We start from the raw sequence: 27000 nt of genomic DNA, 5'->3' as shown, positions 1-27000 counted from the left end.
GGCCAGAGCGCGTGTTTGATAAATTCACGACGAAGAATGGCCGTGTCTTCGTGCGGTTCCAAATCCCCGTCAGCCCATTTCAGGAAGCCGGACGGTCCTGAAATTCGGCGGCAAGGGCATCATAGAGGCGGCGGAACTTTGCCATGCGCGGCTGGTATTGTTCGTGGCGGTTCTGGTCGGGTTTCAGGATATCTTCGATGGCAGGCGGGGTGCAGACTTCCTCGATCGAGCCATCGCGCACCGAAAGGCGTGCCAGCCGTGCCGCACCAAAGGCCGGGCCTTTGGCCCCGCCTTTATAACGTGCAAGCGGGGTGCCCATGATGTCGGCGATCATTTGCGTCCAGTAAAGGCTGCGTGCACCGCCGCCAATTACGCCGGGTAATTCGCAATAGGTCCCCGCTGCATGCAGGCAGGATTGTGCATCGGCCAGGGCAAAGGCAACGCCTTCCAGCACCGCCTGTACCATATGTTCGCGGTTGGTATTCGTGCCCAGCCCAAAGAAAACACCGCGTGCATATGGGTCGTTATGTGGTGTGCGTTCCCCGCTCAGATAGGGCAGGAACATCAAATCCGATGGTTTTTTATGCTGGGCTTCGGTGCGGGTTAAAAGCTCGCCGATATTGTTTTCACCCAGAATTTTCGCAACCCAGGCCAGGCAGCTTGCCCCGTTGAGCAGCACTGCCATTTGAAACCAGCGATCGGGAATGGCATGGGCAAAGCTGTGCAACAGCAATTCCGGCTTGGGCCGGTAACGGTCGGATGCAACAAAAAGCTGGGATGACGTGCCAAGCGAAATAAAGCCCGCCCCGTGGGTGACTGCGCCTGCCCCAATGCCGCCTGTCGCGGCATCGCCACCACCCCCGGCAATGACCACGTTTTTATCCATGCCCCAGCGTTCGGCCAGTTCATGGCGCAGGGTGCCGGTTGGGTCGCTGCCTTCAAACAGGTCGGGTACCTGGTTGCGGCGCAGGCCGGTTGCGGCAATGGCATCGTCATTCCAGGCGCGGTTTTCCTCGTCCAGCCACAGGGTGCCGGCGGCATCGGACATTTCAGTGGCCTTTTCCCCGCACAGGCACAGGCGGATATAATCCTTGGGCAGCATGATGGTGCGAATCGCTGCGAAAATGTCCGGCTCGTGTTTTTGCAGCCAGGTGATCTTTGGCGCTGTCATGCCAGGCATGGCCACAACGCCTGCACGGTGCGGCAGGCCGGGAAGGGCGGCTTCCAGTTCGTCGCATTCGGTTTTTGCGCGGCCATCATTCCATAAAATGGCGGGGCGCAGCGGGGTGTCATCGGCACCCAGAATAACCGCACCATGCATTTGCCCCGACAGGCCAATGGCGCGCACCTTTGCCAGTGCGCCGGCATTTTCCCTCATGATCAGGTCAATGGCCTGCAAGGTGGCATCCCACCAGTCAGAAGGGTTCTGTTCGCTCCAATAGGGGCGGGGATTGCTAAGCGACAGGGCAATGTCTGCTTCGGCAACAATTGCGGATGTGTCATCCATCAGCAGTGCCTTGACTGCCGATGTTCCAACATCGATTCCCATAAACATTGCGAACGCCTCCCGTTGGTTTTATTGCCTACAGGAGTACAAAATCGGTCCGCAATATCAACCACTTTGATTGTGAAAATGCGCGAAGCACCCTTATTGGGTGCCAAAATGCAAAAAGGCCACCGTCCGGGGACGATGGCCTTTGATGTTTTTTCGATCCCGGATTAACGGGTCGGAACCGGTTCGTCGCCGGAATAGTCATAGAAGCCACGGCCCACCTTGCGGCCAAGCCAGCCAGCTTCGACATATTTGACCAGCAGCGGGCAGGGACGATATTTGGTATCGGCCAGGCCATCATGCAGGACATGCATGATCGAAAGGCAGGTATCCAGACCAATGAAATCCGCGAGTTGCAGCGGACCCATCGGATGATTTGCCCCAAGACGCAATGCCGTGTCGATCGACTGGACATTGCCCACACCTTCGTAAAGGGTATAGACGGCTTCGTTGATCATCGGCAGCAGGATGCGGTTGACGATAAAGGCCGGGAAGTCTTCAGCACTTGCTGTGTCCTTGCCCAGTTTTTTCGTCAGTTCATGAATGGTGCGATAGGTTGTCTCATCGGTGGCGATGCCACGGATCAGTTCAACCAGCTTCATCAGCGGCACCGGATTCATGAAGTGCATGCCCATGAATTTCGACGGGCGGTCCGTATAGGAAGCGAGACGCGTGACCGAAATGGACGACGTGTTGGTCGCAATAATGGCTTCCGGGCCAAGGACCGGGCACAGCGACTTGAAGATCTGCTTTTTGATCTCTTCGTTTTCCGTCGCGGCTTCGATCACGAGATCGCATTCAGAGAGGAAGGAATATTCCACCCCGGTCGTAATCCGGGCAAGGGCTGCATCCTTGTCCGCTTCTGAAATCATCTCTTTTTTGACTTGACGGTCCATGTTCTTGCCAATCTGACCGAGCGCCTTTTCAAGCGCTTCCTCAGACACGTCAAGAAGACGAACGTCATAACCGGCAAGCGCGATCACGTGGGCAATCCCGTTGCCCATCTGACCGGCACCAATCACGCCGATTGTTTTGATATCTTCCAATGAAGCCATGTTTCCCCACTCATCCCTATCCAAAAAGGATCTGACTATTTGTCGAGTTCACTCGCCAATGCGGGAAGGGCCTCGAACAGGTCAGCAACAAGTCCGTAATCGGCGACCGAGAAAATCGGCGCATCTTCGTCCTTGTTGATCGCGACAATGACCTTACTGTCCTTCATGCCGGCAAGATGCTGAATAGCACCTGAAATGCCTACCGCAATGTATAGCTGCGGTGCAACAACTTTGCCGGTCTGTCCAACCTGCCAGTCGTTCGGGGCGTATCCGGCATCAACCGCAGCGCGTGATGCGCCAATGGCTGCGCCCAGTTTGTCGGCGATCGGTTCGATCAGGTGGAAGTTTTCAGCCGAACCCATGCCGCGACCACCAGAGATAACAACCGATGCTGCTGCCAGTTCCGGGCGTTCCGACTCGGTCAGTTCCTGACCGACAAAGCTGGATTTACCGGAATCCGCCGCAATCGCGATGTTTTCAACGCTGGCTGAACCACCTTCGCCAGCAACCGGATCAAAGCCCGTGGTCCGCACGGTGATCAGTTTCAGGCTGTCAGATGACTGAACCGTCGCAAGGGCATTGCCCGCATAAATCGGGCGCACAAAAGTATCGGCATCTTCAACATCGATGATGTCGGAAATCTGCGCGACATCCTTAAGGGCGGCAACACGCGGCATGAAGTTTTTGCCCGTGGTCGATGATGCCGCCAGAATGTGGCTGTAATCACCGGCCAGTTCGGTAACCAGACCTGCCAGGTTTTCAGCCAGCGCATGGCCATAGGCCGCATTGTCAGCCAGCAGAACCTTGGAAACGCCTTCGGCCTTTGCAGCGGCATCGGCAATCGCGGCACAGTTTTCACCGGCAACCAGAACCGTAATGTCGCCGCCAATTTTTTTGGCCGCTGCGATGGTGGAAAGGGTCGCGCCCTTCAATTCGGTATTGTCGTGTTCGGCAATAACAAGAATGCTCATTGGACCTGCCCCCGCTTAAATTACTTTGGCTTCGTTACGAAGCTTGTCGACCAGTTCGGCTACGTCCGCAACCTTGATGCCTGCTTCGCGTGCTGCCGGTTCGGTCACCTTCAGCGTTTTAAGACGCGGTGCGGTATCAACACCAAGATCTGCCGGTGTCAGGGTATCAAGCGGCTTTTTCTTCGCTTTCATGATGTTCGGAAGCGAGGCATAGCGCGGTTCGTTCAGGCGAAGGTCAGTGGTGACAATGGCCGGAAGGGTCAGTTTTACCGTTTCCAGGCCGCCATCAACTTCACGGGTGACATCCATTTTGCCATCGGCAATCGCGATTTTCGAGGCAAAGGTGCCCTGCGGCCAATCCAGCAATGCCGCCAGCATCTGGCCGGTCTGGTTGGCATCATCGTCAATGGCCTGTTTCCCCAGAATCACCAGATCCGGGCTTTCCTTGGCCACAACTTCCTTTAACAGCTTGGCAACGGCCAGCGGCTGCAATTCGTCGTCGCTTTCAACCAGGATGGCGCGGTCCGCACCCATTGCAAGGGCGGTACGCAGTGTTTCCTGGGACTGCTTCACGCCAAGGGATACGGCGACCACCTCGGTGGCGGTACCGGCTTCCTTCAGGCGGACGGCTTCTTCAACGGCAATTTCGTCAAACGGGTTCATGGACATCTTGACGTTGCTAAGTTCAACGCCTGACTGGTCCTGTTTGACACGGATCTTGACGTTGTAATCCACAACGCGCTTAACGGCGACAAGAACCTTCATGACAGACCTGTTCGTTTTTGTTGTCTAACCAATGAGCATATCAACCTTAATGGCCTGATACGCCCGGTGTTACTGTTTTCCCTGCGATGCACAATAATTGCCATCCACAGGATTGTCAATTTACGTAAAGAGGTTAACGTTAACGATAACTTCTTTACTGAAAAATTCTAACCCTTGCCAGTCTTGATAAGGGACAAAGCCCGCCTTGAACAGGGCTTTATCCAGTATTTTTGCACGCCAACAGGGCCTAGCGGGTCAGCCCCGGCTTCCACAAAATATCGTCCTTGCCACCATTATTGGCATGGCGGGCCAGAACAAACATATGGTCGGACAGGCGGTTTATATATCGCACCGCTTCGGGGTTGATGGCCTCGATCCCGGCCAGCTCGACCACCAGCCGTTCGGCCCGGCGCGATACGGTGCGCGCCACATGCAATTGGGCCGCCAATGCGCTGCCACCGGGCAGGATAAAGGATTTCAGCGGGTCCAACCCGGCATTGATGGCATCAATTTCCTGTTCCAGGCGTTCGGTCTGGCGGGCAGTGATGCGCAAGGAAGGCTGATCGGGGTTATCGTCGCTGCCATCCCCCGGTGTGCATAAATCGGCACCCAGATCAAACAGGTCATTTTGGATGCGGGCCAGCATGGCATCGGTTTCGGGATCATCCGCACTGTGCAACCGTGCCACGCCGATCACGGCATTGGTTTCATCAACCGTGCCATAGGCAGCAACGCGAATATCGTTTTTTGCCACCCGCTTGCCATTGCCAAGGGCGGTTTTGCCCTTGTCGCCCGATTTGGTGTAAATCCGTGTCAGTTGGACCATGTTTCTGGCTGTGTTTCCTGTTGGGGGAGGATGAAGGTCGCCTTTTGGTTTTGCCGTGCCTTAATGGTGACCAACGGCAAGTACCGAAAGGATCAGCAGCAAAATGATGGCGCCTGCCTGGGCGATGATGCGCCATTGCATCAGCTTGTTTGATGTGCGTGCGCTTTTGCCCCGGGCCATGGTGATAATGCCCAGCACCAGAATGATGCCAACGGCAGCCATCGCCAGCAAAACACCGATCTGCAAAAAGGCAGCCATCTTTCATCTCCGTTAAAACCTGCCTGACATGTAATCTGGCACGGTATTTCAGCAAGGTTTCCGCCCGTAATTGCGCAGACGTTGGCGACAACCTTTGTCTGCGCATGTCACCGGGGCTGGAAGCCGGGCGGGTATGCTGCGTCAATCTGCCGGGCAGGGCAAGTTTTGCGATAACCACAGGCTGAAAAATCCGTGCAATGGATAAGGTTAAAGGATTGCCGCTATCTGTTTGGATGATGAAAACAGGCAGCGCACACCGTGCGGCAGGCTGGGTTTGCACGGATTGCGCCGCGCTGTGGGGGCCATTGACCTATCTGCACGCAAAAGATGTGTTTAAGGCTGCCTGCCAATAAAAAAGCCAGCACGGGGTGTTGCTGGCTTTGTTTCTGTTGATCGGGCCTGCTGCAGGTGCGATGGCGCGGCGTGGAGTGGCGCTTAGGGGGGGAATGCTGCTAAAGCGGGACGAATGTTTGTATCATTCGTGAAACAGGCCGATTTTACCGTCATAAGACATTTCGATATGGGAAATACCATCACCGAATTTGGCAATCGCCCGTTTGCCATTCACGTCTGCCAATTCGGTCAAATCAGTAATGATCGTCGAACTGCCAAAATCGCTTTCCAGCCAGATGTAAACGCTGTTGCCTGGGGTCATCTGTATTTGTTGCGTGGCGAGTACCGCCGTAGCCGAGATGGGGATGCGGTCCAAATTCCTTTGGTTAACAGTAACACTTTGCGACAGGCCCAAAGTCAGGACGGGATGTTCGTCATAGGGCACCTCGTTCTGTACGGCAAAGGTATTGGCCCCGATGGTCGGGTTTGGGATTGGTGTGCTAAAGGTCGCTGCGGGCTCAAGGGTGTAGATCGCCCCTGTGATGGCCGGGCCGGGCGCGACTTGAGACATTTGTTGGATCTGACTGCCCTTTATGTTGGTCGATGTGGTCGAGGCATAGATCCAGTATTCTTCTGTCCATTGTATTGTATTGCTTTCGAACGGATCGAAAGTCACCCAGATCACATTTGCCGCAGAATTGCCGACCGGCCTTGCCAGGGCGACCTTCTGGCCTGCGTCATTGATAAAGCCAAGGTCTTTGGCATCGATGTTAAGGGTAAGGCTGAAATTCATAATCTGCTCCCCATAAAATTTGTTGTTTGCGCATCATGATCCCCGCTGCTGGAGGCCGCAGGATGTGCAATCTGGCTTGGTATTTCTGCAATATTCAACTTAAACGTGAATTTATGTGGCGGAGCAAGCGTTGCTGTAACCACAGCATGAAAAACCTCAAGAATGGATGTGTTTACTGGCGCGTTATTGTCCCCTCGAAGGGGGAAACAAACGGCAGTGCTAACCATGCAGCAGGCTGAGTTCGCGCGGGGTTGGTTGCACTGTGGGTGCCATTTTCAACACTGCACGCAAAAGGTGTGTTTTGTTTGCTCGTGGTCTTTTTATGGGGGAGCCGGGAAAGAAATAAAGGGAGGCAGGTGTTACAGGCGCGGATAGGCGCTGTTGATGTACCAGCCGTTTTGATCGCGAAGCCAGTGAACGGTAATTTCAAATTCCTGGCCCTGTACCGTCAGGCATGACGGGCCGGAAAGGTCATTGTGTTGGGCGGCATAGGCGATGGCATCCAGCACATTTTGCTGCGTGCAATAGTCGGGGAACATGGTGGATCGTCCCTTGTTTGAACGCTGCACGCCGTCGTCGATCAGGAAATTGTTCAGTTCGTAAATGCCATTTTGGTCCCACTGGTTCAGGTTTTGATTCCAGTGCGAAAGAACCAGCGCCGACGTGTAATTGTCGAAGATGATGGTGTTGGGAAGCTCGCCATTGGGTCGCGAATGAAAGCCCGATGCGCCGTAGCGGCCAATCTCACCGCAAAAAATGTGCCGCTGGTTGATTTCGACATAATTAACCCGGGCAAAGGGTGGCAAAGTATCGCAATTAACCGCGGCAACAGCCTGCCGGGCCGGAAACAAAAAGCCGGTAATGGCCAGCATGAAGGCAAGGATGAGCGCAAACCTGTTTTGCATGACAGATTTCCTTGTTTGGCAGATACGGGGGCGCGATGTGCCCCCGTACGCCGTTATGAACGGGTCAGTGTGCCGGCTTACTGGTGAAACAGGCCGCTTTTGCCGTCATAGGACATTTCGATTTCCGTCACGCTGCCGCCGAACTTTGCAACCGACTGTTTGCCGGTCACATCGGTCACGATGGTCGAGCTTTCAAAATGGCCTTCCAGCCAGATATAGACGTGGGTGAACGGGGTTGCCTGGATTTGCTGGGTGGCCAGAACCGAGGTGGCCGAAATCGGTTTGCGGTCCTGGATCTTCTGGTTGACCATGGCGGTCTGGGACAGACCAAAGGTCAGGCTGGGATATTTGTCATAGGGCATGTCGTTCTGGGCGGCAAAAGTCCCGGAGCCAATTGCCGGGTTTTTGACCGGCTCGCCAAAAGTTGCCGTCTGGCCAAAGGTGTAGATCGACCCCGTCATGGCCGGACCAGGCTGGACTTCGGACAATTTGGTGATCTTTTCGCCATTAACGCCCGTCGAGGCGGTCGAAGCATAGATCCAGTATTCTTCCGACCACTGAATCGTATTGCTTTCAAACGGATCGAAAGCCACCCAGATCACATTTGCCGCAGAATTGCCGACCGGCTTTGCCAGGGCGACCTTCTGCTGTGCGCCATTGATGACGTCGAGGTCCTTGGGATCGATGTTAAGGGTAAGGGTGAAGTCCATGAATGTGCTCCTGAAGAAATTTGTTATCTGAGCTTTTTGCTCGCAACGAGAAATAGCGTTAACAAATTACGCGTATAACGGGTATGGTTCCACTGAAACTAAATTCGAAATATTCCTAGTGTGTGGGAGGTGGAAACCATAACCAAGGGCAGGAAGATGGATCGTCATATCTTTAAGGGTTTTCCGATTTACGATCAGGTGGCATTCGCGACATTGGAAGGATTGTTTGAGGAAAACCGTTCACTTATAATGGCTTCGCTGCCATGGCTGGTGGCGGAACTGATCGAGGATTTCGGGTTTCGCGAGGCGCTGGAATTCGTTTACATCCACGGGGGACGCAAGATTTACCTGAAGAATGACCGGGCCGATCTGGCCCGTAAAATGAACCTGAATATCTCGCATAAGTTGCATGAGCGTATTTTGCATCTGTCAAGCAGCAGCGGATATGTCGAAATTCCGTCCCCCTGGGGGGTGTCGGAATCCATTCGTCGGGCCATGATCATGGGGGATTATTCCAAGGGCATGAACCGCGAAGAAATTCGTCAGACCTACGGCCTGTCCAGCCGGGCGTTGACCAATATTTTCAGCGTCAACAAGGGCTGATGCCGGTTTGGGCAATGATCCGGCGGGGCACGCGGGTCATTGCCGGCAGGGCGAAACCAAAACCAAAACCAGAACCAGGCCGGTAAAAGCAGCTAAAAATGGGGCCTGTTTCATATCGTCGGGCGCGTAATCATCAGGGTGTCGATCAAAGGGGGGATGCGCAAAGGGCGGTATGCCCCTTTGGCATGTCAGGGACATGTCAGGGATATGTTCGGCGGACTACGCGCGCTTTGATACCAGGCTACTATCGCAAAATGCCTGACCCGGGCACGGGATTTACGGCAGATGTGATCTGGGCGCTTTTCATTGGACGGCAGAGCGATTACCAAGGCGGCAGGATCAATTTCAATATGGGCCCCACACCATGACCACTAGCCGCATCAAGGATGCTGCCCTGGCAGCAAGCATCACCCCCGAAACCCTTGCCTGGCGCGAGGTGATCTGCCCGGTTACCGCGGCTTATGGCCGCTATGTTGCCAAACGTGATTTGCGCGGCAAAACGATCGTCAGTTTTCAGCATGTGCTGGAAGACACCATTCCCACCCTGCTGCCTTTTGTGCAGGCTGGTGCGCGGGTAAAGGTGGGGGCGTGCAACCCCGATAGTACCGATGACGCAGCAGCGGCCTATCTGGCAGCAAACGGGGTGGAGGTTCATGCCTTTTCCGGCATGACACCCGATGAATATGCTCAAAGCATTGATATTTTAAGCAACGAACCCGCCGATATCATTGCCGATATGGGTGGCGAACTGATCGAGGCGTTTGTTAAAAAGGGCCACCGGGTTGATGGCGCGCTGGAAGCCACCACAACTGGTGTGCACCGGGTGGAAAAGCTGAATCTGAACTTCCCGGTCTTTAACTGGAACGACATTGCGATCAAGGATCGCCTGCATAACCGCCACCATGTGGCCCAGGAAATGTGGCCGGTTTTTTCCAATGTGACGGGGCTGGCCCTGTATGGCCGCACGGTGCTGGTGATTGGTTTTGGCCCGGTCGGGCGGGGTGTGGCCGAACGGGCGCGCAATTTGGGTGCGGTTGTTTCGGTTGCTGAACGCGACCCGGTTCGCGCGCTGGAGGCCCAGCATCATGGTTGCGCCGTGGTGGACCTTGAAACCGGCCTTAAAAACAATGCCATTATCGTAACGGCCACCGGCCTTTCTGGGATTTTGGGCAAGGCGCAGCTTTCACAGGTGCGGCGCGGGGCGGTTCTGGTCAATGTTGGTCATTCCAATACCGAAATTGATGTGGCCTGGCTTGATACCCTGCCGCGCACCCGAATGCGCCGCCATATCGAACGGTTCGACCTTGATGAAAACAAACAGGTTTACCTGTTAAATCGCGGCAGCCTGCTTAACCTTGCACCGGGTATGGGCGGGTCGGGCAAGGATTTGTTTGATCCGTTTTCTGCCATTCTGCTGCGGGGTATTGACTGGCTGGCATCGGGCGGGGCTGCTTCGTTCAAACCCGGTTTCTGGGATTATCCTGCCGATCTGGAAGTTGAAATTGCCCAGCGTATTCTGGCCTCGCACAGCTAGGCTAGTTTAACGTAAAACACACGCAAAATACACGCAAAAGGCCGCAGGACTCTGGTCAAAGCACTGGAATGGATCGAAGAAAGACTCCGCCATGCCGGGTGCCTGCGGCTTTATTGCGGTGGGCTGGCCGTGCAGGCCTATGGCGGGACTCGCCCGCTAAATGATATTGACCTGTTTGTTCCGGCGGTTCATTTCGCCCCGCTGGTCGATGATTTGCACCATTACATTCGCAAACCGGCCCGTCGTCAGCGTGAAGCGGGCTGGGATCTGACCTATGTGCAGTTTGTTTATGACGGCATCAAAATCGAAATTGGCAGCGATGACCGCCCGCTTATTCAAAATGGTGCCAGCGGTGAATGGTGTGCGCTGGAAATTGACTATGCCAGTGCCGAACAACGCAACATTGCGGGCTTGACCATCCCGGTAATGGCACGCGGGCAACTGGTGGCCTATAAGCGCATCCTGCAGCGCAATGTCGATTTGATCGACATTGCCGACATCACCGATATCGGCTGAGCGGACGGTTGCGTATGTGGTTGCGCAACGATTGGAATGTGTCTGAAAAACAGTCGCAAAATCAGATATTTGGCCGTTACATTTTATTACAAATTTCTGTCGATCCGGCATAGTTCTGCGACCGCAATATGGTTTAACCGGCCTATGGGCAAGGCCCCGGGTGGGGGCAAATCTGCGCAAAGGACGATGCCATGCGGAATATAAAATGGATTTTCTGTGTTTTCCTGCTCGGGGTTTCAGGCCTGTGGGTGGCAGAGCATCCTGATTTCTGGGCACAGGATAATATCATTCTGGTGCGAAACCAGGTTTTGCAGCTTACCGGGTTAACCGCCATTTCCCTGATGAGCCTGATCATGATTCTGGCAACCCGGCCCAAATGGCTGGAACCCTATCTGGGCGGGCTTGATAAAACCTATCGCCTTCACAAATGGCTGGGCATTGCTGCCCTGGTCATGGCAGTCACCCACTGGCTGTGGGTTGAAGGGCCAAAATGGCTGAAGGGGCTGGGTTTGTTAAATGTCAGCCGCCCGCCGCGCCCCTCGCAGGAAGGGTGGGATGCCCTGCAAAAATTCCTGATGACGCAACGCCATCTGGCCGAAGGCATTGGCGAATGGAGCTTTTATATTGCCGCTGCCCTGATGGTTGTCGCACTGGTCAAACTTGTGCCCTATCGCTGGTTTGCCAAAACCCACAAATTCATTGCCTGCGCCTATCTGGCGCTGGTGTTTCATGCGCTGGTTCTGTTCAATTATGATGATTGGGCCGGGCCGGGTGGCGTGTTGCTGGCGCTGTTTTTGGCCGCCGGTGCCTATAGTGCGGTTCTGGTTTTGGCAGGGCGTGTCGGGCAGAAAGCCACCACCACGGCAACCCTTGAGAAAACCGAATATTTCCCAGCCATCAAATCGCTGGAAATAACCCTGAAGGTCGGCCAGAACTGGCATGGGCATCGGGCGGGGCAGTTTGCCTTTATCACCTTTGATGAACAGGAAGGTGCCCATCCCTTTACTATTGCCTCGCCCTGGGATGAGGGCGACCGTCGCCTGAAAGTTCTGGTCAAGGCACTGGGCGATTATACACGCACATTGCCAAGCCATTTAACCACCGGGACCCGCGCCCGCATCGAAGGCCCCTATGGTGCCTTTACCTTTGATGCCACAGGCACGCGGCAGGTCTGGGTCAGCGGCGGTATCGGCATCACGCCGTTTCTGGCAAGGCTGAAGGAACTGACTAACCTGCCAGAAGGCCAGCGCCAGAATATCGATCTTTATCATTCGATTCCGGTTGAGGATGAAAAGCTTTCTGCCCGCTTGAAACTGCTGGCACAGCAGGCTGGTGTGAGGGTTCACATCATCATTGACGGGCGCGATGACCTGCTGACCGGCGAACGGTTGCGCCGCGATGTATCAGATTGGAAAACAGCCAGTTTCTGGTTTTGTGGCCCGCGTAATTTTGGCGCAGCCCTTTATCGCGACCTTACAGGGCATGGCCTGCCGTCCACCCACTTCCATCAGGAACTGTTTGAATTTCGCTAAGCCGTGATGCTGCCATTTCCTGTTTTTTGGCGGCAGAAAAACCAGAAAGGCAGCAGGGTGATCAATGCCCTGCTGCCTTTTTTATGGAAAATGCCGTCATGCCGGTATGGGTCAAACTGGCGGTGAATTATGCGCGATAGCCAATGCGCAAATTGCCCCAGTTTTTGCCATTCACCACGATGGGCACGTCACATTCCTTCATGAACACAACCCGGTCGCCCATATCGCGGAAATAGGTTTGCAGTAAAACCGGCTTGGTATTGCGTGCCGCCATCAGCCCGGCGCGGTCATCAAAGATGCGGCGATTGCGCGAATTGCCCATATTCCATACCGGGTCATTGGGGCGTTGGGGCTGGCTGAAAACCTTGTTATGGGTGGGCAGATAGCCGTTCTGGTCAACAGCGGCAACAAACACAATATGCTGATCCTTGCCCAGGGTGGCTTCCTGCAACGGGGCGAAATGGGTATCGGTAAATTGCAGGAAGGGGGTGGTAAACTGTTTGGGGTCGCTGCCGTCAATCAGTTTGTATTTCGGACGCATCAGGTCTTCGAGTTTCAACTCGCCCCGGCGCACCGCATCGTCAAACAGTTTGCCCAGTTGCTGGGCCAGGGGTTTGCCCAGTTCGGCAATTTTTTCGTCATGGGCGCGGGTTTTGACCAGCATGCCGTCAATCACCCGGTGGGCTTCAGCGGTTAGCTGGTCAAACTGGATATGGGCGCCCAGGCTTGAAACTGCCTTTAAGGTGCCATGCAGGTGGGTGTCGTTATCAAGGGTAATGGAAACCGGTTTCCCCGCATCCTTTTCGGTGGCCTGGATACGGGCCAGAAGACCGGCTGTGGACATATCGGCTGTAACCCCCTTGCGGCGGTCGCCATTGCCAAAATCCAGGTCAATATCAACGGCGATGGGCACGCGCTGGCGGGCTTTTTCACCCGGTGCGCCATCTTTGCCGCCTTTTGTGCTGGTGGTGCGTAGAACCGCGCGAAACCGCTGGTCCATTTCGGTCACATCGCGGCGGATATTGCTGGCAAGGCCGCGCAGGTTTTCCGATGTATCACTGGCATTCTGGGCCTTGGCATGGGCCAGGCCGATATCATCGGCAATGCCCTGCATGTGGCTGGAAACTTCCTTGGCACTGGCCGAAATTTCGTTAATCGCTGCGGTCTGCTGTTCGACCGACCCTGAAATATCGTTCGACAGGCGGCTGACTTCATCAATGGCGCCGCCAATCCCTTCAATCGCATTTACCGCACTTGATGTGGCCTGCTGGATCGCCTGGATTTGCGCATTAATGTCGGAAATGGCCTTTTCAGTCTGGGTGGCCAGGTTCTTGACCTCGTTTGCCACCACGGCAAATCCTTTGCCAGCATCGCCCGCACGGGCAGCTTCGATGGTGGCATTTAACGCCAGCATCTTGGTCTGGTCGGAAATACGTTTGACGATATCAACAACCTTGCCAATTTCCCCGGCGGTATTGGAAAGGCTGGCCATTGTGCCGGTGGTTTCCTCCACGCGGGAAACGGCCTGGTTGGAAATGTCGCTGGTGCGGTGAATGCGCTGGGCAATTTCCTGGCTGGATGACTGTAATTCTTCCGTGGCCGAGGCAACCGTTGCCACATTGCCCGATGCAATGCCGGTGGTTTCGGTAATGCGTTCCACCAGTTTGGAAAGCTCGCGGGAATCGGTTTCCATCACCAGGGAAACGTCCTTCATGCGGCCCGCCTGAAAGCCGACTTCGGAAATGATATTGTCGGTTTCGCGTTCAATGATTTCCGAAATCGCCTGAATTTCGCTACTGGCCTGTGTTCCGCTGCCATTGGCCTGTGCCATATGCCGCCCCAAAAGCGCGCCCATATCGGTGCAAAAGGCCGCTCGCAGGGCATCACAGCAGGCCTGTGCCTTGCTGGCGCGCAAGTTGGCCGCCACCATGCGCAGGGCACTGGCAATCACCCGGTCATAAGCGGCGATAATCGCGCTGACCGATGGCAGGCTGCCCTGGCTGGCAACCGGGTTTTTACCCAGGTCACGGGCGATGGTTTCGGGGCCACTGGCACTTAATAAATCCTGCCAGTAGCGTTTCATCGCATCGGCCAATGAAGGCGACGGCGATGCCCCGGCATCGGTCAGGGCTGCACAAAATTCCTGTGCGATCTGGCCCAGATGGGGCGATACAATTTCATATGCGGCACGGGCATGGGACAGTGAAGCAGCACCGGGTGCTGCCTGGCGAATATCCATGGGACGTCTCCTTTGGATTTACCGGTTTTTCCCGATAATTCATTTTCTTGTCATGTAGCCTATCCCTATATGGGGGCCAAAGTCATATTGAACTTTAGGTTGATGCAAAAAAAACGGGTGCCAAAACTAGGCACCCGCAAGGCTGGGCCAGTTGGCCCCGGTTCGGTTTTGGCGCGTCAGCGGCCAAGTAATCCGCGGGTTACGACCTGTGCCTGAATTTCGGCAGCACCTTCAAAAATATTCAGGATACGGGCATCACACAAAACCCGGCTGATCTGGTATTCGGTGGCATATCCATTGCCGCCATGAATTTGCAGGGCATTATCCGCATTGGACCATGCCACCCGCGCCCCCAGCAGCTTTGCCATCCCGGCTTCAATATCGCAGCGAATATCCTGGTCTTTCTCGACCGCGGAAAAATAGGTCAGCTGGCGGGCGATCATGGTTTCAACCACCATCCAGGCGATTTTGCCGTAAACACGCGGAAAGGCATAAAGCGGTTTGCCAAATTGCACCCGTTCCTGCGCATAGCGCATGCCAATTTCCAGCGCGTTTTGTGCCACACCCACGGCACGCGCCGCTGTCTGGATACGGGCGGATTCAAACGTTGCCATCAATTGCTTGAAACCCTGGCCTTCCACCCCACCCAACAGGTTTTCTGCCGGGACGGTGAAACCATCAAAGCTAAGCTCGTATTCCTTCATGCCGCGATAGCCCAAAACCTCGATCTCGCCACCCGTCATGCCTTCTGCCGGGAAGGGATTTTCTTCACTGCCACGTGGTTTTTCCGCCAGCAGCATTGAAAGGCCGCGATAACCGGCTTCATCGGGGTTGGTGCGGGCCAGCAGTGTCATCAAATCGGATCGTGATGCATGGGTGATCCAGGTTTTATTGCCGGTGACTTTGTATTCATCACCTTTTCGCAAGGCGCGGGTCCGCAAATTTGCAAGGTCCGATCCGTTATTGGGTTCGGTAAATACGGCCGTGGGTAAAATCTCGCCCGATGCCAGCTTGGGCAGGTAATGTTCCTTTTGCGCATCGGTGCCACCCAGGCGAATAAGCTCTGCGGCAATTTCGGACCGTGTGCCAAGCGACCCTACGCCGATATATCCGCGTGATAATTCCTCGGTCACAACACACATCGCGGTTTTACCCATGCCCAGCCCGCCAAATTCTTCGGGGATGGTCAGGCCAAAAACACCCAGTTCCGCCATTTCATTGACAATTTCAATGGGAATCAACTCGTCGCGTTCGTGCCACCCATGGGCGTGCGGGGTGACTTTTTCATCTACAAACCGGCGAAACTGGTCGCGCACCATATCCAGAGTGTCATCTTCCATGCCGCAATCACCAAAGCGGCCACTGGCAAGGCTGTCGCTGATTTCATCGGCAATGGCGCGCCGGGTGGCATCGCTGTTGCCCTGTGCGATCAGGGCTTTGACCGCGGCATTTTTGGCAAAATCATCAATCACGGCATCGGGTGTGCCCATGGCCGCCAGGCGAATGATCTCGCCCTGCGACATGGTAATGCCGCCGCAAATCTGCGCCAGATATTCCCCAAAGGCCGCCTGGGTAATAAGTTGTTCCAACCGGCCTGACCGGCCCTGTTCTGCCAGTCGGTTGGCCCAGGCATTCATTTGCCGCAATGCGTTGGTGTAGGTGGCAAACCAGGCAAAGCCATGGGCGGCAAACTGGTGGTCTTCCATGCGCTGGGCATCAATTTTGCCGTTTTCACATACGGTAGTTTTCACCGCCTCGCGGGTGGCATCATAAAGCGGTTCCAGCGCGGCAATCGCGCCGGCGCACAGGTTTTTCAAATCAGGGATCAGGGCATTTTCGGTCATGGCGTTCATTGCTTTATCCTGTCTGGTGCGCCTGATGATGTAGGGGGCATCGGTTTCATGGTGTGGCTTAATGGTGCTGTATGGTCGTTTTGGCTGATGGTGCCGGTTTGCAGGCAGTCAGGCAATCATCAATGCCGGGTTGGCAAACATGGCGGCCCCATCAGGGCATGGTCAAAAATGTGCGTGATCCCGCCCGAAATGGGCGAATTCCCGGCAGGATCACGCCTTTCACAGTCGAAGGGGCATCAGGGCGGGCCAGAGGGGAAAGCCGCGCCCCCGCCAATGTGGGACTATCCTTCGACCGCGTCTTCAAGGGTGCGCATACCCGGGCGTTTGGCCTGAACCAGAACGGCCATATTACCGGGCTTGTGTTCGTTTCGCATCATCTGCATGTGGGCGCGCGGGATATCTTCCCAGGAAAATACCTCGGACATGCTGGGGTCGATGCGGCGTTCGATCACCAGTTTGTTGGCCTGTGCGGCCTGTTTCAGGTTGGCAAAGTGGCTGCCCTGAATGCGTTTTTGCCGCATCCAGACAAAACGGGCATCAAATGTCAGGTTAAAGCCGGTGGTGCCGGCACAAAACACCACCATGCCGCCGCGTTTAACCACGTTGCACGAAACCGGGAAGGTTTGCTCGCCGGGATGTTCAAACACAATGTCCACATCCACGCCCTTGCCGGTAATGTCCCAAATTGCTTTGCCGAATTTGCGCACTTCTTTCATATAGGCGCCAAATTCCGGGCCATTAACGGTGGGAAGCTGGCCCCAGCAGTCAAAATCCTTGCGGTTGATAACCGCCTTGGCCCCCAGGCCCAGCACGAAATCGCGTTTGCTTTCATCGGAAATAACGCCAATCGCGTTGGCCCCGGCCGTGGTGATCAACTGGATCGCCATGGACCCCAAACCACCCGATGCCCCCCAAACCAGCACATTATGGCCGGGGCGCAAAATATGCGGGCGATGGCCAAATAACATGCGATAGGCGGTTGCCAGTGTCAGTGTGTAACATGCACTTTCTTCCCAGGTCAGGTGTTTGGGGCGTGGCATTAATTGCTGGGACTGCACATTGGTAAACTGGGCAAACGACCCATCGGGGGTTTCATACCCCCAAATGCGCTGGGTGGGCGATAACATCGGGTCGCCACCATTGCATTCCTCGTCGTCGCCATCATCCTGGTTGCAGTGAATGACAACTTCATCACCGACTTTCCAGCGTGTCACCTTGGACCCGACCGCCCAGACAATGCCCGATGCATCTGACCCGGCAATATGGAACGGTTCGTTATGCACATCAAAAACCGAAATCGGTTTGCCAAGGGCGGCCCAGACGCCGTTATAATTAACGCCCGCAGCCATCACCAGCACCAGCACCTCGTGCGAATCCAGTGCCGGAACATCAACCACCTCGCATTGCATTGCGGTATCGGGTTCACCGTGACGTTCCCGCCGGATGGCCCAGGCATACATCTGTTTGGGCACATGACCCAGCGGCGGAATTTCCCCGATCTCATAGAGGTCTTTGACATCCGGTCCACCCGGGTATGAAATGATTTCAGCGGCGGTATTCATGGCCTTCACTCCTTTTTCGGGCCGCGAACGGCACGGGATGGTGGCTTGCCGGTTTGGGGGATTGGTTCGTGGGCGAGTCCCCGCTGGCGATGATGTCTAACGCTTTGGTTTTACTGCGTTGCGTAATTTCTCTTTTATCGCGATGCACAAATTGTTATATAATTACCCAGTAAATGTCTAGTGGGTAATTTAAGAACGTTTTTGCGAAATATTCGGAAAGCATTCTGGTAACAAATGTACGCGAGGCCGCCATGTCATCTGATCGCACACGCACTGCAACATCACCGGAACGCGACCGCCCATGGCTGATTCGCACCTATGCCGGGCATAGTTCGGCCAGTGCATCGAATACCCTTTACCGGCAAAACCTGGCAAAGGGGCAAACCGGCCTGTCGGTGGCGTTCGACCTGCCCACCCAGACGGGATATGACTCGGACCATGTGCTGGCGCGCGGCGAAGTGGGCAAGGTTGGGGTGCCGGTATCGCATCTGGGCGATATGGAAACCCTGTTTGATGGCATCCCGCTTGATAAAATGAACACATCCATGACCATCAATGCCCCGGCGGCATGGTTACTCGCCCTTTATATTGCGGTGGCCGAAAAGCAGGGCGTGAAACGCGCCGATTTGCAGGGCACCACCCAGAATGACATCATCAAGGAATATCTGTCGCGCGGGACATATATCTTTCCGCCCGCCCCCAGCCTGAAGCTGATTACCGATGTGGCGGCATTTACCTATCGCGAGATTCCCAAATGGAACCCGATGAATGTGTGTTCCTATCACCTGCAGGAAGCAGGTGCGACGCCGGAACAGGAACTGGCCTTTGCCCTTGCCACGGCGATTGCGGTGCTTGATGCCGTGCGCAATTCGGGCCAGGTACCCGATGATGACTTTGCCAAAGTGGTCGGGCGGATTTCGTTTTTTGTGAATGCCGGGATTCGCTTTGTCACCGAAATTTGCAAAATGCGGGCCTTTTGCGAATTATGGGATGAAATCACCCGCGACCGTTACTGCATTGCCGATGAAAAATACCGCCGTTTCCGGTATGGCGTGCAGGTCAATTCGCTGGGCCTGACCGAACAGCAGCCCGAAAATAACGTTTACCGGATCCTGATCGAAATGCTGGCGGTGGTTTTGTCCAAAAACGCCCGGGCGCGTGCCGTGCAGCTTCCCGCCTGGAACGAGGCATTGGGCCTGCCGCGCCCCTGGGACCAGCAATGGTCGCTGCGCCTGCAGCAGATCATGGCCTATGAAACCGACCTTCTGGAATATGAAGACCTGTTTGATGGCAACCCGGCGATTGACCGCAAGGTTGCCGCCCTGAAGGAAGGCGCACGGGCCGAACTGGCAAAAATTGATGCCATGGGGGGCGCGATTGCCGCGGTCGATAGCGGCTATATGAAGGGCGAACTGGTCCGCGCCAATGCCAAACGCCTGTCTGACATTGAAAATGGCATTACCCGCATTGTCGGTGTAAATGCCTTTGTCGAAACCGAATCCTCGCCCCTGACGGCAGAAGGCATCCAGTCGATCATGACGGTCGATGATATGGCCGAACAGGACCAGATTACCAAACTGGCACAATGGCGTGCCGCCCGCGATGGCGCGGCGGTTCGGCAAAGCCTTGAAAACCTGGCAAGTGCTGCGCGCAATGGCGAAAACATCATGGAACCCTCCATCGCCTGTGCCCATGCTGGGGTGACAACCGGCGAATGGTCACAGGTGTTGCGCGATGTTTTTGGTGAATATCGCGCGCCGACCGGCGTTACCTCGCTGGTATTGGGCGAGCATGATATCGACCCCGCCGATGAAAAAATGGTCGATCTGCGAGGCAGGGTTGATGCGGTTTCGCAAAAACTGGGTGCGCGCATGAAAATGCTGGTGGGCAAGCCGGGGCTGGATGGCCATTCAAACGGGGCCGAACAGATTGCGATGAAAGCAACCGAAGCCGGGATTGATGTTTTATATGATGGTATCCGCTGGACCCCCGATGATCTGGTGCAAAACGCCCTGAAACGAAAGGCGCATATTGTGGGACTGTCGATATTGTCGGGCTCGCATGTGGCGTTGGTGCGCGATGTAGTGCGTGGCCTGCGCGATGCCGGGGCAGGGCATATCCCCGTTGTGGTAGGCGGTATCATCCCCGAATCGGACATGCTGGTTCTTCGCCAGATGGGCGTTGCCGCCGTTTACACCCCCAAGGATTACCAGCTTGTTGGCATCATGGCCGATATGGTCGGTCTGGTGGATGGCAGGGCAGACCAATATGGCGCAAATGATGCGGGTGACAGTACGCCTGCCACAACATCGGAAAAGGTCGCGCTTTATTAAAAATTGCTGCGATGGCCCCTGTTGGGGCAGTGGGGCAGTGGGGCAATTCGCGCATCAGGTTATTGGGTGCATTGTTGCCTTTGCCCGCTTGCCACCAACATGCCCTGTGCGGGCCAATGTTGGCGGTGTGTTTCTGGCATCACGAACATTTTTAAAGCCCATTGCCCTTAATCAGGTTCATTTTGTTTCATTTCGGCGTGTCGTCTGGCAAGGCATATCGCGCAGCGCGATGCGGTGTATCGGGCAAGTGATGTAACACGGCCAGAAGCCGCCGAAATGGAACCCTTCGGGCCGCTTTCATTTGTTGCCCTGCTACGTCGAAATCCTTGGCCGTAAAACCATTATGCCCTGCGGACTTCTCCTTGCCGGGCAACAAATGAAAGCGGTAAAATGAGCCTGATTAAGGGCAATGGGCTTTAGTCATCCGCTACGGCTTCTCGGCCGTGATCAGGAATACGGGAATTGGCAAAACAAAAGGCCGCACTGGTATCAGGCGGCCTTTGGCATGATGGGGGGCTTCCGGCGCGGGCTTTGCGACCAGAAAAAATTGGTAATCAGTCGTTGCTGTCGGCCGGTTCGGCAACCGGGTTGCCCAGCCGGGGCTGGTTTTCGTTACGGTCCTTGACCCATTTTTCAAAAACCGGCACGGGCAGCGGTTTGGAAAACAGGAAACCCTGGATAAAATCGCAGCCCTTGTTTTGCAGATATTGCAGCTGTTCGACTTCTTCCACTCCTTCGGCCACCACATCAAGATGCAGGCTGTGGCCAAGGCCGATGACGGCATCAACGATGGCTTTGTCATCCGGGTCAACATTGATGTCGTTGACAAAGGACCGGTCGATCTTGATCGACGTTACCGGGAAGCGTTTCAGGTAATTCAGCGATGAATATCCGGTGCCAAAATCGTCAATCGCAATACCAACACCCAGTTTTTTCAGCTCTTTCAATGTTGAAACAGCCTTTTCCGGGTTGTTCATCAGGATCGATTCCGTGATCTCAAGCTCCAGCGTGCCTTCGGGCAGTTTGGTGGTTTCCAGCGTCTGGGTCACGGTGCGCACCAGTTCAACATCCTGGAACTGTGCGGGCGACAGGTTGACGGCCATGCGCAGGTCGGGCATGCCGTTTTCCCGCCAGATCTGGGTCTGGCGGCAGGCCTCGCGCAGCACCCACGCACCCAGTTTGTTGATCAGGCCGCATTCTTCGGCAACGGAAATGAACTCGCCCGGCAGGATCATGCCCCGTTCCGGGTGTTTCCAGCGCACAAGGGCCTCGGCACCCACAACCTGTTCGGTCAGGCAATCCACCTTGGGCTGGTAGAACAGTTCCAGCTGGTCATGTTCCAGCGCGTTGCGCAGGTCTTCTTCAATGGTTTTGCGTTCCTTGACCCGTTCATGCATGGACGGCAGGAAGAAACGGTAATTATTGCGGCCTTCGGCCTTGGCGGCATACATCGCCATATCGGCGTTTTTAACCAGCTGTTCGGGGTTTTCACCATCTTCGGGGAACAGGGTGATGCCAACCGATGCGGTTGAATGCAGGCGTATGCCACGGCAGTCAAAGGGCTGGGCCAGTTCGTCGATAATGCGCTGGGCCAGAACAATGGTGTCTTCGATATTCTGAACGTCAGTCTGGATGATGGCGAATTCATCGCCGCCCAAACGTGCCGCCGTATCGGAATCGCGAATGATGCGCGACAGCCGCTGGCCCATTTCCTGAATCATCAAATCGCCGACATCATGGCCGAAATGGTCATTGATGTCCTTGAACCGGTCCAGGTCAACAAACAGAACCGTCACACCGCGCTGAAAACGCCGTGCCGATAACAGGGCCTGGCGCAACCGGTCCAGAAACAGCGTACGGTTGGGCAGGCTGGTCAGCACGTCATGCACGGCAAGGTGGCGCATACGGGCTTCGGTTTGTTTGCGTTCGGTAATATCGGTATAGGTGGCAACATAACCGCCGCCGGGCATGGGGTTATGGTCCACCTGCACAACCCGGCCATTGGGGCGGGTGCGTTCCATGCGATAGGGTTCGCGCCGGCGGGCAATGGCTACACGGTCCGAAATCAGGGCTGGGATGCTGACCTCGCCATATTCGCCACGTTCGCCGTTAAACCGCAAAATATCGGAAAGCGGGGTTCCTTCCTTCACCAGATCGCGCGGCAGGTTCAAAAGCTCGATATAGCGTTCGTTCCACACCATCAGGTTCAAATCCTGATCAAACAGGCAAATTCCCTGGCCGATATTGTGAAGGGTGGCTTCAAGAAGGGCCTGTTTGCGCTGGGCTTCTTCCTGGGCCTGGCCCTGCAGGGCCACCATTTCATTATATTCGCGAATCAGAAGGCCAAGTTCATCAACGCTGTTCCATTCCACCGGGCGCCGCAGGCGGCCATGTTTGGTCATGCGGATGGAATGCAAAAGCCTTGAGAGCGGTTCCTTGATCGACCGGCGATTGGCAATCAGCAGGCTGGCTGTTACCACGGCAATCAGCAGGCCAAACAGGATCAGATCAATCAGGATGCGGCGCCATAAAAGCTCACGCACGCGTTCCTCGGTAAAGTAAATGACCAGTTCGCCCACATCATGGCGGACATTGTTGCGTTCAAAATAAACCCGGCGCGACAGGCGCAATGTATCGCCAAGGTCGCCCTGCGATGCCCCGGTGCGGGCAAATTCGGTGCCATCGGCACCCAGGGCGCGCACGGCAACAATGTCGCGGTCGCGGCTCATGGCGTTCAGCGCGGATTCAATATTGTCGACGTCAAGATACCAGAAAGGGGTGGCGAGCACGCGGGCATTGATATCGGCGGTCTGTTCGATCTTTTCATTCAGATCGTCGCGCAGCACGATGTAGCTGGCATAACCGAAAATCACAAACAGGATCAGACAGCAAAGGGCCACCAGCGGCAGGGCAATAAACAGCAGCCTGCTGCTAAGCGATTTACGCTGCAAAAAGCCATGCGACCCGTGCGGCAATTGTCCCTCCTGCCTGACCTGATCTTTCGGTCAGTAATCCCCCCAATTTGGATGTATATACTATACACATCCATAGCTTCTTTCTATCTCAACCTTGTCCGTTGGCGAAGCATAAGATTGATTTTAGACATATATTTCGCTCTTACGAATAAAAAAAATCGTCCGGGCGAATTTAAATGATTGTATTTAGCCAGATTTTTGCAATTCCGGCTCGCAAACGAAAATCATCCCGGCCCTAGCGGGGCACGGCCATTCGCGCCAGTTCGTCACAGCGTTCATTTTCCGGGTGGCCCGCATGGCCCTTGACCCAGTGCCATTCAATCTTGTGCGGGCGGGCGGCGTCAAGCAGGCGTTGCCACAGTTCCACATTCTTCACAGGCTTTTTATCGGCCGTTTTCCAGCCGCGTTTCTGCCAGCCAAACACCCATTTGGTAATGCCATCGCGGACATAAGAACTGTCGGTATAAATTTCGACCTGGCAGGGCCGTTTGATAGCCTCAAGCGCGGAAATCGCCGCCATCAGCTCCATCCGGTTATTGGTGGTTTCGGTTTCACCACCCGACATTTCCTTTTCAACACCCTTATAGCGCAAAATCGCCCCCCAGCCGCCGGGGCCGGGGTTGCCGCTGCACGCTCCATCGGTAAAGATGCTGACGATATTGGGATCATCGTTGCTCATGGCTTATGCATCCCCGATGCCATAGGCGCCCGGCGATGTCACCTTCTGGTGAAAACGCAGCTTGTTAATATATTCGCGCGGGTTTTTCGGTGTTACCAGCGCCCCTTCGGGGGTGTTAAGCCAGTCATAAAGCCGGGTCAGCAAAAACCGCAGGGCCGAACCCCGCGCCAGAATCGGCAGGGCCGCAATTTCATCATCCGAAAGCGGACGGGTGCGGTTGTAATGCGCCAGAAGGTTTTGCGCCTTGGTCACGTTAAAGCTGTTATCAGGCTCAAAACACCAAGCATTCAGGCAAATTGCCACGTCATAGGCCAGAAGGTCATTGCAGGCGAAATAGAAATCAATCAGGCCCGAAACCTCATCCTGCCCCGGAAAGAAAAAGACGTTATCGGTAAACAGGTCCGCATGGATGACGCCAGCGGGCAGCTTTGCCGGCCAGTTGGCTTCAAGATAGTCCAGCTCACTGGCAATCATGGCCGAAAGGCCGGGCATTACTTCATCCGTGCCCGCACCGCAGCTTTCAAATAACGGGCGCCATGCCTTTACCGACAGGGAATTGGGGCGGTAATTTTCAAAATCCTGCCCGGCAAGATGAAGGCTTGCCAGTGCATCGCCCAGTCCCGCGCAATGATGGGGCAAAACCCGACGCGGTGACATGCCCTGCAAAAACGATGTAATGGCTGCCGGTCGGCCACACAGGCGGCGCAGGGCAACACCATCGGTGCCATGAATGGGGGTCGGGCAGTTCAAACCCTTGGATGACAGATGGTCCATCAGACCCAGGAAAAACGGCAAATCATCCGGGTTCACCCGCTTTTCATACAGGGTCAGGATGAAAGGTGCCTGATCGGTATGCAAAAGGAAGTTGGTGTTTTCCACGCCCTCGGCAATGCCCTTGAACGAGACGACTCTGCCGATGTCATATTCCGCCACGAAACGGGCGATATCTTCATCGGATACATCGGTATAGACGGCCATGGGCAGGCAATTCCTTAGCTGGCAAGTTCACGGGGAAGTTTGAAGGTCACGTTTTCATCGGTCAGGGTGATGGTTTCAACACTGACATTGAAACGCTCCTTGCAGGCATCAATCACTTCTTCAACCAGCACTTCGGGGGCCGATGCCCCGGCGGTAATGCCAAGCGTTTTGATATCGGCAAGTTTGTCCCAGTCGATATCGCGGGCCCGTTCCACCAGCACCGAAATCGCGCAGCCTTCGCGCTTGGCCACTTCGACCAGGCGGTTGGAATTCGATGAATTGGGCGCGCCCAGCACCAGGATGGCGTCGGCGCGCTCGGCAATCATTTTTACGGCATGTTGGCGGTTGGTGGTGGCATAGCAGATATCTTCCTTTTTCGGCACGGAAATGGCCGGGAAGCGTTCCTGCAAAATGGCAATCATCTTTGCCGTATCATCCAGCGACAGGGTTGTCTGGGTGACAAAGGCGATGTTTTCCGGGTCGCTGACTTCAATGCTGCGGGCATCGTCTTCGGTTTCAATCAGGGTCATGCTGCCTTCGGGCAACTGGCCCATGGTGCCGACAACTTCGGGGTGCCCGGCATGGCCGATCAGCAAAATATGTTTGCCTTCGCCGTGGTGGCGTTCGGCCTCGCGGTGCACCTTTGAAACCAGCGGGCAGGTCGCATCAAGGTAATGCAGGGCGCGTTGTTCGGCATTCTGCGGCACCGATTTGGGCACGCCATGGGCCGAAAAAATCACCGGGACGCCATCAGGCACGGCATCAAGCTCGTCAACAAATACCGCGCCCATATCGCGCAGGCGATCGACGACAAATTTGTTGTGAACAATTTCGTGGCGGACATAAACCGGTGCGCCATATTTTTGCAGTGCCTTTTCGACAATCTCGATGGCACGGTCCACCCCGGCGCAAAAGCCGCGCGGGTTGGCCAGAAGAATATGCAGGTCTGCTTTGTCGGGCATCGGCACCGCCTCGAATAATCAGGGATGCCGCAAGTTCCCGGCATCATGTTGATAGCTGTTGTGCGTTACATAACGTGCCTGCGCCAAAGGTGCAATGATGGTGCGTTGTAATCATGGCTGTGATCCGGACTTTGATCATGGCCTTTCTCACGGCTCAATCCGGCCTGTTCCCTGCTGTGTCGGCGTTGGCAGGCCTGACGTGTCTACGCCATAGTGCCTTGTTTTGCGTGGCTGGAATGGCGCATTTGCGGGCAATATTTCGTGCGACTGGGCCTTATACAAGGTGTGGCTGGCGCGCAGGCATGCGGGCGCGTTTCACATTGTTGCTGCAACGGGTTGTGCCGGGCAGATCAACAGCATAGACTGCGGCCAATTACCGGTGCCGGGTGCTGACTTCGGCGTGTCTGATCAATGAGGCTTCGATGACGATTGCATGCAATCTGCGGCGCGCAAGTGCGCTTGGTGTGGTTCTGGTGGCGGCTGTGGGCCTTTCGGCCTGTGGGACGGACCCGTTTGGTGAAACGCCGGTTCCGTCCTGCCCGCGGACCTTCCTGCCAAGTGATACCGCCCAGATGACGGAATTCAGCCCCAAGGGCCGGGATCTGACCGATGTGGTGTTTGAAGCCGGTTTTGAAGGCTATGCTGGCGAATGCAGCTATGATCTGGAAGACAAGCAGCTTGATATCCTGATCAGCCCGCAATTCTCCGCCCAGATGGGCCCGGCGGCAACTGATCGTACCCAGCATCTGCAATATTTTGTCGCCCTGAAAAATCCGGGTGGTGAATTCGTGCAGAAATCGGTTTTCGATGTTGATCTGGCCTTTCCGAAAGACGCTGACCGCGTGCGTTATTCCGACGAACAGGTTGCCCTGCATGTGCCGCTGGCCGATGTCAATTATGGCCCGGATTACGAAATTTACATGGGCTTCCAACTTAGCCGTGAACAGCTGGAATATAACCGCCGCTTCGCAAAATAACCGGCGGTTGAGGGTTGGCCCTGCGCAAACAGGGCGATTGGAATTTGTTTAAACCGGTGACGCATTTCTAATGTTTTGACTGGTGCAAT

22 protein-coding genes are annotated in these 27000 nt (G+C 55.3%); 6 read left to right on the top strand and 16 right to left on the bottom strand.

Annotation, left to right across the window (positions count from 1 at the left end):
- Positions 1–79: 79 nt before the first annotated feature.
- The 9 genes from xylB to CSC3H3_RS16720 all read right to left on the bottom strand — a co-directional run bounded on the left by xylB (position 80) and on the right by CSC3H3_RS16720 (position 8168).
- Complete coding sequence (xylB, locus tag CSC3H3_RS16760) at positions 80–1555, bottom strand: xylulokinase (protein ID WP_101285573.1); 1476 nt, start codon at positions 1553–1555, stop codon at positions 80–82.
- 164 nt (positions 1556–1719) lie between these two features.
- Positions 1720–2607: a 3-hydroxybutyryl-CoA dehydrogenase gene (locus CSC3H3_RS16755; protein ID WP_172963441.1), complete on the bottom strand. Its 888-nt coding sequence runs from the start codon at positions 2605–2607 to the stop codon at positions 1720–1722.
- Between the two features lie 35 nt (positions 2608–2642).
- Positions 2643–3578 (bottom strand): electron transfer flavoprotein subunit alpha/FixB family protein, encoded by a 936-nt coding sequence (locus tag CSC3H3_RS16750; protein ID WP_101266495.1) that lies wholly within the window; start codon positions 3576–3578, stop codon positions 2643–2645.
- Between the two features lie 15 nt (positions 3579–3593).
- Entirely contained in the window at positions 3594–4343 is a 750-nt protein-coding gene (locus CSC3H3_RS16745; RefSeq protein WP_101266494.1) for an electron transfer flavoprotein subunit beta/FixA family protein, read from the bottom strand.
- 247 nt (positions 4344–4590) lie between these two features.
- The gene (locus CSC3H3_RS16740) at positions 4591–5169 is read right to left on the bottom strand and encodes a cob(I)yrinic acid a,c-diamide adenosyltransferase (RefSeq protein WP_101266492.1); all 579 of its coding nucleotides are present in this window, start codon (positions 5167–5169) and stop codon (positions 4591–4593) included.
- Between the two features lie 60 nt (positions 5170–5229).
- Positions 5230–5427, bottom strand: coding sequence for a twin transmembrane helix small protein (locus CSC3H3_RS16735; protein WP_101266491.1), 198 nt, complete (start codon positions 5425–5427; stop codon positions 5230–5232).
- A 475-nt stretch (positions 5428–5902) separates the two neighbouring features.
- Positions 5903–6553 carry a hypothetical protein gene (locus tag CSC3H3_RS16730; RefSeq protein ID WP_101285572.1) on the bottom strand — a complete coding sequence of 217 codons (651 nt, stop codon included), beginning with the start codon at positions 6551–6553 and terminating at the stop codon, positions 5903–5905.
- Between the two features lie 359 nt (positions 6554–6912).
- Positions 6913–7458: an EndoU domain-containing protein gene (locus tag CSC3H3_RS16725; protein ID WP_101285571.1), complete on the bottom strand. Its 546-nt coding sequence runs from the start codon at positions 7456–7458 to the stop codon at positions 6913–6915.
- A gap of 77 nt (positions 7459–7535) precedes the next feature.
- Positions 7536–8168, bottom strand: coding sequence for a hypothetical protein (locus CSC3H3_RS16720; protein WP_101285570.1), 633 nt, complete (start codon positions 8166–8168; stop codon positions 7536–7538).
- Between the two features lie 249 nt (positions 8169–8417).
- On the opposite strand from CSC3H3_RS16720, the gene CSC3H3_RS16715 reads away from it, so the two are divergent.
- From CSC3H3_RS16715 to CSC3H3_RS16700, 4 genes are all read left to right on the top strand, one after another.
- On the top strand, positions 8418–8771 hold the full coding sequence (locus CSC3H3_RS16715) for a hypothetical protein (protein WP_157831937.1): 354 nt from the start codon (positions 8418–8420) through the stop codon (positions 8769–8771).
- A gap of 364 nt (positions 8772–9135) precedes the next feature.
- Positions 9136–10305, top strand: coding sequence for an adenosylhomocysteinase (locus tag CSC3H3_RS16710; RefSeq protein ID WP_101285569.1), 1170 nt, complete (start codon positions 9136–9138; stop codon positions 10303–10305).
- Between the two features lie 129 nt (positions 10306–10434).
- Positions 10435–10821: a hypothetical protein gene (locus CSC3H3_RS16705; RefSeq protein WP_101285568.1), complete on the top strand. Its 387-nt coding sequence runs from the start codon at positions 10435–10437 to the stop codon at positions 10819–10821.
- Between the two features lie 191 nt (positions 10822–11012).
- On the top strand, positions 11013–12353 hold the full coding sequence (locus tag CSC3H3_RS16700; protein WP_101285567.1) for a ferredoxin reductase family protein: 1341 nt from the start codon (positions 11013–11015) through the stop codon (positions 12351–12353).
- Between the two features lie 127 nt (positions 12354–12480).
- Here the strand turns inward: CSC3H3_RS16700 and CSC3H3_RS16695 are convergent, their stop codons facing one another.
- The 3 genes from CSC3H3_RS16695 to ccrA all read right to left on the bottom strand — a co-directional run bounded on the left by CSC3H3_RS16695 (position 12481) and on the right by ccrA (position 18007).
- On the bottom strand, positions 12481–14592 hold the full coding sequence (locus CSC3H3_RS16695) for a methyl-accepting chemotaxis protein (RefSeq protein WP_101285566.1): 2112 nt from the start codon (positions 14590–14592) through the stop codon (positions 12481–12483).
- 176 nt (positions 14593–14768) lie between these two features.
- A complete protein-coding gene (locus CSC3H3_RS16690) occupies positions 14769–16436 on the bottom strand; it encodes an acyl-CoA dehydrogenase family protein (RefSeq protein WP_101286283.1) in 1668 nt (555 codons plus the stop codon).
- Between the two features lie 290 nt (positions 16437–16726).
- A complete protein-coding gene (gene ccrA / locus CSC3H3_RS16685) occupies positions 16727–18007 on the bottom strand; it encodes a crotonyl-CoA carboxylase/reductase (protein WP_101266475.1) in 1281 nt (426 codons plus the stop codon).
- Positions 18008–18258: 251 nt separating this feature from the next.
- On the opposite strand from ccrA, the gene CSC3H3_RS16680 reads away from it, so the two are divergent.
- The gene (locus CSC3H3_RS16680) at positions 18259–20340 is read left to right on the top strand and encodes a protein meaA (protein ID WP_101285565.1); all 2082 of its coding nucleotides are present in this window, start codon (positions 18259–18261) and stop codon (positions 20338–20340) included.
- A 554-nt stretch (positions 20341–20894) separates the two neighbouring features.
- On the opposite strand, the gene CSC3H3_RS16670 is transcribed toward CSC3H3_RS16680, so the two are convergent.
- The 4 genes from CSC3H3_RS16670 to ispH form a co-directional block, all read right to left on the bottom strand.
- A complete protein-coding gene (locus CSC3H3_RS16670; RefSeq protein WP_245881155.1) occupies positions 20895–23315 on the bottom strand; it encodes a putative bifunctional diguanylate cyclase/phosphodiesterase in 2421 nt (806 codons plus the stop codon).
- Positions 23316–23550: 235 nt separating this feature from the next.
- Positions 23551–23994 carry a ribonuclease HI gene (rnhA, locus tag CSC3H3_RS16665; protein ID WP_101285563.1) on the bottom strand — a complete coding sequence of 148 codons (444 nt, stop codon included), beginning with the start codon at positions 23992–23994 and terminating at the stop codon, positions 23551–23553.
- A 3-nt stretch (positions 23995–23997) separates the two neighbouring features.
- The gene (locus CSC3H3_RS16660; protein WP_101285562.1) at positions 23998–24972 is read right to left on the bottom strand and encodes a homoserine kinase; all 975 of its coding nucleotides are present in this window, start codon (positions 24970–24972) and stop codon (positions 23998–24000) included.
- A gap of 14 nt (positions 24973–24986) precedes the next feature.
- Entirely contained in the window at positions 24987–25934 is a 948-nt protein-coding gene (ispH, locus tag CSC3H3_RS16655) for a 4-hydroxy-3-methylbut-2-enyl diphosphate reductase (RefSeq protein WP_101285561.1), read from the bottom strand.
- Positions 25935–26356: 422 nt separating this feature from the next.
- Between ispH and CSC3H3_RS16650 the strand changes: the two genes are divergently transcribed.
- Entirely contained in the window at positions 26357–26911 is a 555-nt protein-coding gene (locus CSC3H3_RS16650) for a hypothetical protein (protein ID WP_101285560.1), read from the top strand.
- The last annotated feature ends 89 nt before the right edge of the window (positions 26912–27000 follow it).

The organism is Thalassospira marina, from assembly GCF_002844375.1.
In the GTDB taxonomy this organism is placed as follows: domain Bacteria; phylum Pseudomonadota; class Alphaproteobacteria; order Rhodospirillales; family Thalassospiraceae; genus Thalassospira; species Thalassospira marina.
This window is presented reverse-complemented; position numbering and strand designations above follow the sequence as displayed.